Here is a 12,418-nt window from a genome sequence, read left to right on the forward strand (position 1 = left end):
TCGCCACCGGGCCGGGCCGACCGGAACGGGGGGCACCGGCCGGCCCGGCGCGTCGTGGCGACGCGATTCCGAGGGCATCAACGAAGAGAGTGACGGTCCTTGATCGCACATCGAGTGCGATCAAGGAATTGTGTCGGGTTGGGGTCAGTTCGCGGGCGTGACCGTGCCGGTGACCTCACCCAGCTCGACGGTGCTGCCGTCCGGTCCGGGAGCGGTCGCGGTGACGGTCACCGTGTCCCCGTCGGCGAGGAAGGTGCGCTCCGCCCCGTCGACCACGACCGGCTCGGTGCCGCCCCAGGTGAGTTCCAGGAACGAACCGACCTGGTCCCGGCGCGGGCCGGAGACGGTGCCGGAGGCGTACAGGTCGCCGGTGCGCAGCGAGGCGCCGTTGACGGTCAGGTGCGCCAACTGCTGGGCCGGCGTCCAGTACATGCCGGCGAACGGCGGCTCGCTGACCGCCTCGCCGTTCCAGCGCACCGTGAGCCGCAGGTCCAGCCCCAGGCGGGACTCCTCACGCAGGTAGTCGACCACCGGCGGGTCCTGCTCCGGGGCGGGCACGAAGGCGTGTCGCAGCGCGTCCAACGGAGTGATCCACGCGGCCACCGAGGTGGCGAACGACTTGCCGAGGAAGGGCCCGAGCGGTTGGTACTCCCACGCCTGGATGTCCCGGGCCGACCAGTCGTTGACCAGCACCACCCCGAAGACGTGGTCGGCGAAGTCGGCGGCGGCCACCCGCCGGCCGAGTGGACTCGGTACGCCCACCACGAACCCGACCTCGGCCTCGATGTCCAGGCGCGCGGACGGTCCGTAGACCGGCCCCTGCGGACCGGGCCGCTGGCCGTGCGGGCGGATCACCGGGGTGCCGGAGACCACCACCGTGCCGGCCCGGCCGTGGTAGCCGATCGGCAGGTGCTTCCAGTTCGGCAGCAGCGGCGGCTGGCCCGGCCGGAAGATCAGTCCGACGTTCGAGGCGTGGTGCTCCGAGGAGTAGAAGTCGACGTAGTCGGCCACCTCGAAGGGCAGTTCCATCGTCACCTCGGCCAGCGGCACCAGCAACGGTTCCACCGCCGCGCGGTGGGCCTCGTCGGTGAGCAGCTCGGTGATCCGCTGCCGGGCGGCGGTCCACTGCGGGCGACCCAGCGCCAGGAACGCGTTGAGCGTGGACTGCCGCAACGCGCCACCGGCCAGCACCAGGCCGGCCTCCTCCGCGCCCGCCAGGTCCAGCACGAGGTCCCCGACGCGTACGCCGATCCGGGGCTCGCCGGAATCCACCCGGAACACCCCGTACGGCAGGTGGTGCGTCCCGTACCCGGAGCCCTCGGCACCCGTCACCCAGCTCACGCCGACCCTCCGTTCCACCGTGCCCACTCGCTCATGCCTCGAATCCTCCGTTCACCAGCCCGAGCCGGATCAGGTCGGTCAGTGGTTCACTGATGCTGCACGAGCCGAAGCCCACCCAGAGCGGACGCGCCGAGTCGTGGCGTCCCTCGGTGCCCTGGACCAGCGGTCGCTCGTCGCGCACGGTGAGCAGATCGGCGACGGTCTCCACCGTGGCCCCGTCGGCGGCGGCCAGCGTGGCGGCCAGCACGTTGCCGAAGCCGTGGTGGGTGAAACCGGTCTCCGGATCCACCTGCCGCACGGCGTGGTGCAGACCGGCGGTCAGCTTGAACGGCAGCCGCCGGTCCCGGCAGGCGCAGATCACCGCGGCCAGTTCGGCGGGGGTGGGGAACAGCTCGGCGGCGAGCCCGCCGGTGCGGAACTTCGCGGCGACCGGCAGCCCACCGGCCCGCGCCTCGGCCAGCGCGTCCAGCGCCCCCATCAGCCCGAAGGTCAGCGGGATCTCCGCATAGACGGGTACGCCGTCCAGCCGTTCGGTCAGCGTCACCAGCTCGGCCAGGCCGGGCTGCGGGTCCTCGCCACGCCGCGCGACGGGCGCCTCGATCTGCCGGGCGGTCACGCCGAGCGGAGGCAGGCAGGAGAGCGCGAGGGGCAGGCGGTCGAGACCGGTGTCGCCGATCAGCCCGATGGCGAGCCCGGGATCGACGAGTCCGTCCAGTTCACCTGCGGCCACGGTCGAGGCCGGCAGCAGCAGCGGGCCGACGAGGTCGGCGTACCAGGCGGCGCGGTGCTGCCGGTGGGCGGCGAGGGCGTCGGGCAGCGACGCGCTGCCCGGCGGGAAGACGGCGGCGTCGTCGACCAGTCCGGTGACGAGCGCGGGCAGCTGCGTTGACACGAGACAAGAATGTACGGGACGCTCTAAGAAGCGGACAACAGCGTCCGATTATCGGACGCGCTGGTGACGGGAGGCGAGATGCCGTACTACCGCAGCGTCGGTGAGGTGCCACGGAAACGTCACACCCAGTTCCGGCAACCCGACGGCAGCCTCTACACCGAGGAGCTGATGGGCCAGGAGGGCTTCTCCTCCGACTCGTCCCTGCTCTACCACCGGTACGCGCCGACCGCGATCGTCGCCGCCGAGGAGTTCACCCCACCGGCGGTGACCCGTACGCCCAACCTGCCGCTCAAGCCCCGGCACCTGCGGACCCACAAGCTCGACGGCACCGGCGCCGACCCGGTCCTCGGCCGGCGCTACCTGCTCGCCAACGACGACGTCCGGATCGCGTACGTGCTGGCCGACCGGCCCTCCCCGCTGTTCCGCGACGCCACCGGCGACCACTGCCTCTACGTCGAGTCCGGGGCACTACGGGTCGAGTCGACCTTCGGGGTGCTGGACGTGACCGCCGGCGACTACGTGATCATCCCGACCTCGACGGTGCACCGGCTGGTACCGACCGGTGACACGCCGACCCGGCTGCTCGCCGTCGAGGCGTCCGGCCACATCGGCCCGCCCAAGCGCTACCTCTCCGTACGCGGCCAGTTCCTGGAGCACTCGCCGTACTGCGAGCGCGACGTCCGGGGACCGGACACGCCGCTGCTGGTCGACGGCACCGACGTGGACGTGCTGGTCCGTCACCGTCGCGGGTGGACCCGACACGTCTTCGCGAACCACCCGTTCGACGTGGTCGGCTGGGACGGGCACATGTATCCGTGGGCGTTCTCCATCCACGACTTCGAGCCGATCACCGGCCGGGTCCACCAGCCGCCACCGGTGCACCAGACGTTCCAGGGGCCGAACTTCGTGATCTGCTCGTTCGTCCCGCGCAAGGTCGACTACCACCCGGGCGCCATCCCGGTGCCGTACCACCACCACAACGTCGACTCCGACGAGATGCTCTTCTACACCGGCGGCAACTACGAGGCCCGGCGCGGCTCCGGCATCGAGCAGGGGTCCATCTCGCTGCACCCGTCCGGCTTCACGCACGGCCCGCAGCCCGGCGCCGCGGAGCGCTCGATCGGCGTGGACTTCTTCGACGAGCTGGCGGTCATGGTCGACACGTTCCGGCCACTCGACCTGTGCGACGCGGCGAGCGAGTGCGAGGACGACGCGTACGCCTGGACCTGGGCCCGCCGCCCCTGACCCGGCCCCGACCCACCCGGCCGGTCAGGCGACCGGTCGGGTGATGATCGCGAGTTGCGCGGCCATCGCCACCCCGATCGCCAGCACCAGCGGCCACGGGGTGCCCAGCAGGGCGTAGAGCAGGATCAGCACCGGTGCCACGCAGGCCCCGTAGACGGCGAACGCGAGCGTCCGGTCGGTGCGCCGCAGCACCGGCAGGACCGTCCGGGTCAGCCCGGGCAACCGCGACGCCTGCCGCCACACCACGAAGCCGCCGCCGGCTGCGGCCAGCACCGCCATCATGCGGGAGAAGCCGGACCCGGTGGCGGCCGAGCAGGCGACCAGCACGGCGGCGATCACCGACCATCCGGCGCCCCAGACGACGAGCTGCCGCAGCGCCGCCGGCACGGTGCGGTCGGCGATCGGACCCACCGGACCCGCGCCGCCCGGCGCGGCGAAGGGATCACCCTGGTACCCGCCGGCCGACCCGCTCTCGGACGGCCACGTCGGCGGCTCGTCCCGCCCGTCGGCGGACCGACCGACGCCCTCCCCGGCCTGATTCGCGCCACCCTGACCCGGTCCGCCCTGGGCCCCGCCAGGCCCGCTCAGGCCGTCCGGCTGGCCGGTGACGGGGTCCGGCCGACCTGTCCCGCCCTGACCCGCCGTGGGCCAGCTCAGCCCGCCGGTGGGCCAACTCAGGCCGGTCTGACCCGCCGTCGGCCCGCCAGGCCCACTCTGGCCCGGTTTCCGCCCGTCCGGGGTCTCCGGGTCGTTCCGGGACTGGTCGAGACCGCTCAGGTCGTCCGGGACAGTGTCGGTCCGGTTCGGGTTGGTTCGCGTACCGTCGCGGCGGTTCGGGTCGTTCGACGGCAGGCTGGCCACCGCCGCCTCCGCGAGCTGTTCCAGCGTCGCGCTCCACCGGCGCTGCTCCAACCGCAGCACACCGACGTCGTCGCCCACCTCGGCCAGCCGGGGGTCCAGCCGCAGCGCCTCCCGGTAGGCGCGCTCGGCCAGGTCGTACATCTGCATGTTGGCCGCCACCAGGCCGAGCACCAGATGTGCCTGCGGCTCCTCGGGCGCCAGCTCCACCCCGTGCCAGGCCGCGTTCAGCGCCGGCTGTCCGTTGCGGGAGCCGGCCAGGATCGCCGCCGCGCTGCGCTGCGCGTACGCGTCCTCCGGCCCCAACGCCAGGATCTCGTCGGCGGTACGCGCGGCGTCTGCGTACCGTTCCAGGTCGCCCAGGGCCAGGCCCCGCACGACGAGTGGGGCGAGCTGTCCCGGCGCGGCTGCCACGGCGGTCTCGGCGGCGGTCAGCGCCTCGGCCGGGCGGCCTGCGGCCAGGTGCACCCGGGCCAGCATCGTCGACACCTCGACGGCGGCCGGGTCGAGGGCGAGGGCGAAACCCAGCTCGGCGGCGGCCTCGTCGTAACGGCCCAATTCGCCGAGGAGGGTGGCGCGCTCCAGGTAGCCGTCGGCGGCGGGCGGATCGGTGGGGACGTCGGCGGACATCGCGCGAGCCTAGCTCGCCTGCTCGTGGACCAGGGCCACCGCGATGCCGGCGAGCCCCTCACCGCGCCCGGTGAAGCCCAGGCCGTCGGTGGTGGCGGCGGAGACGGTGACCGGTGCGCCGACCGCCTCGGAGAGCACCCGCTCGGCCTCCGCGCGACGCGGGCCGATCTTCGGGCGTACGCCCACCACCTGCACCGACACGTTGCCGATGGCGAAACCGGCGGCCCGGACCCGACGGGCCGACTCGGTCAGCAGCGCCACCCCGCTGGCACCCGCCCACTCGGGCTGGTCCACTCCGAAGTTGGCGCCCAGATCACCGAGACCGGCGGCGGAGAGCAACGCGTTGCAGGCGGCGTGGGCGGCGACGTCCGCGTCCGAGTGCCCCGCCAGGCCATCCTGGTCGGGCCAGTGCAGACCGGCCACCCAACACGGCCGACCAGCCTCGAAGGCGTGCACGTCGGTGCCGATGGCCACCCGAGGAACGATCATGAAACGAGGGTACGCGCTAGGCGCCGACGGAGAGCAGGTGCTCGGCCAGCGCCAGGTCGAAGGGCCGGGTGATCTTCAGGGCGTGATCCGACCCGGGTACGCAGTACACCGGTGTCCCGCGCTTCTCGACCAGCCCGGCATCGTCGGTGAGCGGGTCACCGGCGGCGGCGTGCGCGTCGGTCAGCACCGCCCGGCGGAAGCCCTGCGGGGTCTGCACGGCCCGCAACGCGGCCCGGTCGACGGTGCCGAGCACCACCTCGCCCGCGTCGACCTCCTTGATCGTGTCGACCACCGGCAGCACGGGGATCACCGCGTCGTGACCGGTCCGGACCGCGGCGGCCACCGACTCCACGAGTGCCGGTGGGGTCAACGCACGGGCCGCGTCGTGCACCAGGACGATCTCGGGGCCGTCCGGCACGGCGGCCAGGGCGGCGGCCACCGACGCCTGCCGTTCCGCCCCGCCCGGCACCACCGTCACCGGCGCGACCGGGGCGAGCAGTTCGCGTACCGCCGCGACGTCGGCGACCGGGGCGGCCACCACGATCGTGTGGACCGACGGGGCGGCGGCGAGCCGGCGGACCGCGTGCACCAGCAGCGGCTCGCCGGCCAACAGCCGGAGTGCCTTCGGACGGCCGGGCCCCAGGCGTACGCCGGCACCGGCCGCAGGCACGAGGACCGCGACGTCACCGCGCGGATTCAGCTGCGCGGTCACGTCGCGGTCCTCGATGGTTTCTTCGCTACGAAGTGGGTACGACGATGCTGTGCGGACTAGGCCTCGGTCAGCACCTTGTCGAGCAGCGTCTCCGCCTCGTCCTTGGTGCTCTTCTCGGCCAGCGCGACCTCGCCGACGAGAATGTCGCGGGCCTTGGCGAGCATCCGCTTCTCACCTGCGGACAACCCGCGCTCCCGCTCCCGGCGCCACAGGTCACGCACGACCTCGGCCACCTTCAGCGGGTTACCGGAGGCCAGCTTCTCCAGATTTGCCTTGTAACGTCGCGACCAGTTGGTCGGCTCCTCGGTGTGCGGAGCCCGGAGAACGTCGAAGACCTTGCCGAGACCCTCTTCGCCGACCACCTCGCGCACACCCACGATCTCGGCGTTCTCGGCGGGCACCCGGACCGTCAGGTCACCCTGCGCGACCCTCAGGACGAGGTACTGCTTCGGCTCGCCCTTGATGACCCGAGTCTCGATTGCCTCGATGAGTGCGGCCCCGTGGTGGGGGTAAACAACGGTCTCGCCGACACTGAAAACCATAGGTTCGAAACCCCTTTCGCTGTGTCTAGGGTAACACGCTCAGGCACCGATGTCTCACCGCTGTCCTGACCGTTGGCGCAGCTCAGGGGCCCTGTGAGAGGTATTTCTTCGGCTTGACAGACCGCCCAAACAATGATTTGACCACTCTGCGTAATCAGAAGATGACCCCCGGACGTCGTCCGGTGAGGAACATCGAAGATCACGACTGGCATCGCACATCAGGGCCTACGCCACCCGCCCTATGATATCCCGCCGTTGCGGAGTGTGGGCAGCGGTAGCGGGACCCGGGCCTGGTACGGGACGCTGGAGGGTGCCCGCGCACGCGCACCCGCGACGGTCGAGAGCGACCGGCGAGAGGGTGGTGAAGGCAGCGCGGGAACCGTCCGAGGGGGTGGTGATGGACAAGGCCGACGCCGACGGTCCCGGGTTGCCCGACCTGCCGCCCGAGTGGGGCCGGGTGGTCGTACCCGACGATGCCGCCGCGCTCGCGGACGAGGCCGAAGAGCTACGCCGGGAGCTGCGCGGCCGAGCCGCCGGGTACGCCCGCCGGTGGCGTCCGTCCGCGTTGCCCGTGCTCGCGCTGCTGCTCGCCGTCGTGGCGACCGTCGCCGGTCTGGCCGCCGCCACCTGGCCCCGCACCGGCCGCTCGCCCGGACCGACCACCAGCAGCACCCCCGACCCGGCACCGGTCCGGCTCACCGGCCGGTCACTGCCCGCACTGGACCTGGTCGACGGCGGGCAGGCCCCGGTGCCGCTACGCGGCCTGGTGCCGACCGTGGTGCTGCTGGTCGACGGCTGCGCCTGCCCGGAGCGGGTCGCCGAGGCAGCGGCGGCGGCACCGCCCGGAGTGAGCGTGGTCACCGTCGCCACCACCCGCCCCCGGGCCGCGCCGCCCGGCACCGCCGTCCGCGCGCTGGCCGACCCGGCCGGCGGCCTCCGCGACTTCCTGCACCTGCCGGCCCGGTCGGACACCGTGACCGCCCTGCTCGCCGACCGCACCGGCCGGGTCGTCCTGGTCGTGCCCGAGCTCGGCTCCCTCACCGACTACCAGGCCGAACTGGCCCGCCTGGCGGGCTGACCGACCGCGCCTCGCAGAGCCGACCGGTGAGTCGGTGGCCGGACCCGACCCGGCCACCGCCGCGATACCCAGCCTGGCCTGCACGACCGATGTCAGGACCGGGAGACCAGGCGGGCCACCAGTTGGGCCTGCGCCGCCTCGCCGGGATGGAACGTGACCCGCAGCGGGCCACCGGCAGCGGTGATCCCGATCGTCGACACCGCCCCCGTGCACTCGACCCGGTGTGGGTAGAACGCACCCCGGGCACCGTCGACGGCGACGTTGACGTCGCCCGAGCCGGTGCAACTGACGCGCAACACCAACTGGTCACCGTCGGCGGCCCGAGCCGTACGGACCACGGGCTCCTCCGGGCGCAACACCGATCGGTCGAACCACACCACGTTGCCGCCGCCTCCCCGGCGCCGGCCCGACTCTCCGGTCTCGGGAGCGCTGACGTCACCCGAACCCGCCCCGGCCAGCACGCGCACCTTGTCGCCATCCATTTCGAGCACGAGCGAGGAACCGGTGGCCGGATCCACCCAGAACGACGCCCCGGTAGCTGGATCCACCCGGAACGTCGCCGTCACCTCTGGTTGGGGCGAGTCGGTACCGCGATACTGCCGGGCCCCGGTGAGCGGATCCACCCGCCAGCCGGTCGCCTGGGAAACGCTGCTGGGCCCGGCCCCGACACCCGACCCGGTCGGTGCGGTCGCCTGCCACCACACGCCACCGGCAGCCAGCGCCACCACCCCCACACCGGCCAGCAGGACACCTCGGAGCCGATGGCGGGGATCGTCATGCATGCCGAGAAGAGTAGAGGCCCGAACGGCTCAGGACGGCGCGATCAGGCGGGCCTCCAGGTGCAACGGCTCCGCACCGGCGGTGGAGAACGAGATGCGTACCGGGCCGCCGGTGCCGGTCACCTCCGTCGTGGCCACCGCACTGTCGCAGCCGATCGTGATCGGGTCCGCCGCCCGTGCTCCGTCGACCGTCACCAACAGGTCTCCCGGCCCGACGCACCGGAAGCGGAGCCGGAACGACTCGCCGTACCCGATCGGGGCCTGTCGGACCACCGACGCACCCTCGCTGAGCTTCGTCGACTCGGTCCACACCACGTTCTGGACCTCCGCCCGTCGTACGCTCCGATGGCCGGCGTCGGACGAGGCGTCCGCCGGGCCGTCGGGCGGCGCGTACGCCCGGTCGGGAGAGACCGAGACGACGGAGCCGGTGCGCGAGTCGAGTACGCTCATCCTCGCTCCGGGCGCCGTCCGCCACGTCGTCGCGTGCCTGACCGCGGCACCGGAACCGATCGACACCGTGGTGCTCGGGGTCGGTGCCTGCGTCTGCCACCACCAGCCCCCGAGCACCAGCGCGACCGCACCGATCCCGGCGAGCAGAGCGCCGCGCAGCCGATGAACCGGATCGACGTGCATGAGTTCCAGGGTAGCCGCCCGCCCGGTCAGATGTGCCGTTCCAGCAGCACCGCGTAGAGAGTCAGACCGGGTCCGAAGGCGAGCATCACCACCCGGCGGGGCGAGGGCGCGGCCCGCATCAGACGGTCGAGGATCAGCAGCACCGTCGGGGACGAGCAGTTGCCGTGCTCGTCCAGCGTCGCCCGGGACGCCGCCAACCCGGTCGGCGGCAGCTCCAGTTCGCGCTCCACCACGTTGAGGATGCGCGGGCCGCCCGGGTGCACCGCCCAGCCGTCCACCCCGGACACCGTGGCGCCGTGCCGGGCCAGCAGGTCCTCCACCAACCCGCGTACGTGGGTCGACAGCACCTGCGGCACCTTCGGCGAGAGCCCCATCCGGAAGCCGGTGTCGGTCACGTCCCACGTCATGTGGTCGGCGGTGGAGGTGTCGGTGACCGAGGTGACCTCGCGTACCGCGTACCCCCGGCCACCGGGCAGGAGCACGGCGGCGACGGCGGCGTCCGAGAAGAGCGCGTGGGAGACGATCTGCTGGGTGTCCACCCGGGCCGACGAGGGTTGCAGGTGCAGGCTGGTCAACTCGGCGCAGAGCAGCAGCGCCGGGCGGCCCCGGGAGACCACGAAGTCACTCGCCGCACCCAACCCGGGCAGGGCCGCGTAGCACCCCATGTGACCGACGAACATCCGCTGCGTCGTCGGGGACATACCCAGGTCACGGGCGAGCAGGATGTCCAGCCCCGGGGTGGCGTACCCGGTGCAGGAGCAGACCACGAAAAGACCGACGTCCCCGGCGTCCAGGCCGGCCGAGGTCAGCGCACGGCCGACCGCCTCCTTGCCCAGCGGCAGCGCCTCCACCTGGTAGCGGCGCATCCGCCGCTCGGTCGGCCAGTCCGAGACGTCCTCGATCAGCGGACTCACCGCCGCCTGCCGGCAGGTCACCCCCGAGTTCGCGAAGATCCGCTCGGCGAGCGCCCGGGTGGTGCCGGAGTAGTGCCGGGAGAAGAACTTGTCCCATAGTTCCTGCTGGTCGGCCGAGGGCGGATGAGCCGTACCCACACCCGCGATCACCGGTACGGTCACCGTCCCACCTTCCGCTCGCTCGGGCTCCTCACGCTCACCAACGAGGAGCCGACCCGTCACGGTCCGGGTCACCGCCGAGCGCGGCGATCCCCAACCAGTCGGCGCAGACATCGGAGGTGGCCGGGTGCAGTGATCCGCAACGGGCGTCCCGGTAGAGGCGCTCCAACGGGTGACCACGCCGGGTGGCGGAGGTGCCGGCCGCCTCCAGCATGGACGCGGCAACCTCCGCCGCAGTCGTACCGGCCAGCAGCTTGGCCCGCCACACCCAGCGGTTCGTCTCGGCGTCACCCGGCGCCTCGTCCACCCGACGGGCCGCCTCGGTGACCGCGAGCTGCGCCGCCGCCACCGCCGCGTCGGCCCGCCCCAACCGGGCACGGACCGCCGGCAGATGCGTCAGACCCCGGGCGTGCAGGTGTTCCGCCGCCGCGTCGATCGACGCCTGCGCCACCCCGACGTAGACGGCGGCGTAGCTGGCCACCAGCCAGTGCGGCATCAGCTGGGCGACCACCAGGGCCAGGCCCTCCACCCCGCCGAGCAGCCGGTCGGCGGGCACGGTGACGTCCAGGTGCAGGTCGTGCGAGGCGGTCGCGCGCATGCCGAGCGCGTCCCAGGTCGGCTCGACGGTCAGACCGTCACCGGCCGGGACCAGGAACTGCGAGACCACCGACGGGTCGGCCGCGCTCCGGGCCGCCACCAGGTAACCGTCGGCGTGACCGGCACCCGAGCAGAAGGTCTTGCTGCCCTTGATCCGCCAGCCGCCGTCGACCGGCTCGTAGACCGTGGTGAGCTGGGACAACCGGGCACCGGCGCCGCGCTCGCTCATCGCGACCGCGTACCACGCGCCCTCGGCCGCCGCCCGCAGCAACCGGTCGCGGGCGGCGAGCGCCTCCTCCGGTACGCCCAACGCCTCGGCCAGTTCCTCGGTGACCGCGCCCAGGGCGCCGGTGACCGAGGCGTGCATGTTGAACACCAGCGCCGTGGCGCCGTTGCCCCGCGCCAGTTCGGTGGCGACGGCCGCGTACCCGGCGAACGTCGCCCCGATGCCGCCCAGCTCGGCGGGGACCATCAGCCCGAACAGCCCGGCCGCACCGAGATCGGCGAAGTCGTCGACCGGGAACGAACCGTCCCGGTCGTGCTCCGCCGCCCGGGCGGCCAGCCGGGGCGACAGCCTCCGCGCGGCGTCCCACGCTTCACTCATGCCGGCACTCCGCTGCGCTGCGTGCCGCCATGAGACACCCACGCACCGAGCCGACGACTCGCTCGCTGACGCTCGCTCATGCCGGCACTCCGCTACGCTCCGCGCCGCCATGAGACACCCACGCACCGAGCCGACGACTCGCTCGCTGACGCTCGCTCATGGAACCCCCTTCTCGGCTTCCCTTACCCCCGCCCGGACCGGCTACCCGCCGTACACCCCGCGTCCCTGGTAGAGCACGGCCGGCGAACCGGTCGGCACGATCCGCGGCGTCTGGCCGGGTGGGGTCGCCGCGCCGCGTACCTGCCGGAGCAGCCAGCGCAGCAGGCCCGGCACCGCCGGACGGACACCCCGGACCCGCAGGTCCACACCGTGCAGGGCGCACTCGGCCACCAGCTCACGATGGTCCACGAACAACCGTGGGTCGTGGATGCCGCGCGGCACGGTCGGCAGCCGTTCGGCGATGCGGACCGCGACCAGCCGACACAGCGCGGTGTCGTTGAGCGTGTCCAGCACCAGCAGCCCGCCGGGACGCAGCAGGCGACACGCCTGCGCCACCACGGCCCGCCAGTCGGGTACGTGTTCCAGCAGCTCACCGGCGGCCACCACGTCGGCGCAGCCGTCGACGAGGGGCACCCGGGTGGCGTCGCCGTTGACCACCGTCACGCCGTGCGCGGCGGCCTGGTTCAGCGCGGAGCGGGTCAGGTCCACCCCCACGTGCCGGTAGCCCTTGCCGACCAGGTGCGGGGCGAGCAGACCGGCGCCGCACCCGAGGTCGACCAGGAGCGCGTCGGGCCGCGTCGCCGGTGGGACCATCGCCGCCCGCGCCTCGGCCAGCCAGTGCAGCATGGCGAACGCGCCGTCCGGTCGCCACCATTCGCCGGCCAGGTCGTCGTACTGACGCGGGTCGTTGCGGGGCAGGCTCAGGCCGGCGTCACGCATTCACCG

Annotated in this window: 12 protein-coding genes and 1 pseudogene; 2 read left to right on the forward strand and 11 right to left on the reverse strand. The window is 73.2% G+C overall.

Annotated elements, in window-relative coordinates; translation table 11 throughout:
• Nucleotides 1-144: 144 nt before the first annotated feature.
• Both fahA and HUT12_RS30155 read right to left on the reverse strand, forming a co-directional pair.
• A complete protein-coding gene (fahA, locus tag HUT12_RS30150; protein ID WP_176095399.1) occupies nt 145-1,341 on the reverse strand; it encodes a fumarylacetoacetase in 1,197 nt (398 codons plus the stop codon).
• 31 nt (nt 1,342-1,372) lie between these two features.
• Nucleotides 1,373-2,233: a hypothetical protein gene (locus tag HUT12_RS30155; protein ID WP_176095400.1), complete on the reverse strand. Its 861-nt coding sequence runs from the start codon at nt 2,231-2,233 to the stop codon at nt 1,373-1,375.
• A 78-nt stretch (nt 2,234-2,311) separates the two neighbouring features.
• On the opposite strand from HUT12_RS30155, the gene HUT12_RS30160 reads away from it, so the two are divergent.
• Nucleotides 2,312-3,478: a homogentisate 1,2-dioxygenase gene (locus HUT12_RS30160; protein WP_131054733.1), complete on the forward strand. Its 1,167-nt coding sequence runs from the start codon at nt 2,312-2,314 to the stop codon at nt 3,476-3,478.
• Between the two features lie 861 nt (nt 3,479-4,339).
• Here the strand turns inward: HUT12_RS30160 and HUT12_RS33045 are convergent.
• The 4 genes and pseudogenes from HUT12_RS33045 to HUT12_RS30180 form a co-directional block, all read right to left on the reverse strand.
• A pseudogene (locus HUT12_RS33045) lies at nt 4,340-4,966 on the reverse strand (tetratricopeptide repeat protein); the annotation flags it as partial.
• Nucleotides 4,967-4,975: 9 nt separating this feature from the next.
• Entirely contained in the window at nt 4,976-5,455 is a 480-nt protein-coding gene (gene ispF, locus HUT12_RS30170; RefSeq protein ID WP_131057666.1) for a 2-C-methyl-D-erythritol 2,4-cyclodiphosphate synthase, read from the reverse strand.
• Between the two features lie 16 nt (nt 5,456-5,471).
• Entirely contained in the window at nt 5,472-6,167 is a 696-nt protein-coding gene (gene ispD / locus HUT12_RS30175) for a 2-C-methyl-D-erythritol 4-phosphate cytidylyltransferase (protein WP_131057667.1), read from the reverse strand.
• A gap of 56 nt (nt 6,168-6,223) precedes the next feature.
• Nucleotides 6,224-6,709: a CarD family transcriptional regulator gene (locus HUT12_RS30180; RefSeq protein WP_007073334.1), complete on the reverse strand. Its 486-nt coding sequence runs from the start codon at nt 6,707-6,709 to the stop codon at nt 6,224-6,226.
• 397 nt (nt 6,710-7,106) lie between these two features.
• Here HUT12_RS30180 and HUT12_RS30185 point away from each other — a divergent pair, with 397 nt between their 5' ends.
• Nucleotides 7,107-7,787, forward strand: a complete 681-nt coding sequence (locus HUT12_RS30185; RefSeq protein WP_176096040.1) for a hypothetical protein — start codon at nt 7,107-7,109, stop codon at nt 7,785-7,787.
• A 92-nt stretch (nt 7,788-7,879) separates the two neighbouring features.
• Here HUT12_RS30185 and HUT12_RS30190 read toward each other — a convergent pair whose 3' ends face one another.
• The 5 genes from HUT12_RS30190 to HUT12_RS30210 all read right to left on the reverse strand — a co-directional run bounded on the left by HUT12_RS30190 (nt 7,880) and on the right by HUT12_RS30210 (nt 12,412).
• Nucleotides 7,880-8,569 (reverse strand): hypothetical protein, encoded by a 690-nt coding sequence (locus HUT12_RS30190; protein ID WP_176095402.1) that lies wholly within the window; start codon nt 8,567-8,569, stop codon nt 7,880-7,882.
• A gap of 27 nt (nt 8,570-8,596) precedes the next feature.
• A complete protein-coding gene (locus HUT12_RS30195; RefSeq protein WP_176095403.1) occupies nt 8,597-9,199 on the reverse strand; it encodes a hypothetical protein in 603 nt (200 codons plus the stop codon).
• 26 nt (nt 9,200-9,225) lie between these two features.
• The gene (locus tag HUT12_RS30200) at nt 9,226-10,275 is read right to left on the reverse strand and encodes a type III polyketide synthase (protein ID WP_176095404.1); all 1,050 of its coding nucleotides are present in this window, start codon (nt 10,273-10,275) and stop codon (nt 9,226-9,228) included.
• 34 nt (nt 10,276-10,309) lie between these two features.
• Complete coding sequence (locus HUT12_RS30205; protein ID WP_176095405.1) at nt 10,310-11,473, reverse strand: acyl-CoA dehydrogenase family protein; 1,164 nt, start codon at nt 11,471-11,473, stop codon at nt 10,310-10,312.
• 201 nt (nt 11,474-11,674) lie between these two features.
• On the reverse strand, nt 11,675-12,412 hold the full coding sequence (locus HUT12_RS30210; protein ID WP_176095406.1) for a bifunctional 2-polyprenyl-6-hydroxyphenol methylase/3-demethylubiquinol 3-O-methyltransferase UbiG: 738 nt from the start codon (nt 12,410-12,412) through the stop codon (nt 11,675-11,677).
• Nucleotides 12,413-12,418: the final 6 nt, after the last annotated feature.

It is taken from the genome of Verrucosispora sp. NA02020 (assembly GCF_013364215.1).
Lineage (GTDB): Bacteria > Actinomycetota > Actinomycetes > Mycobacteriales > Micromonosporaceae > Micromonospora.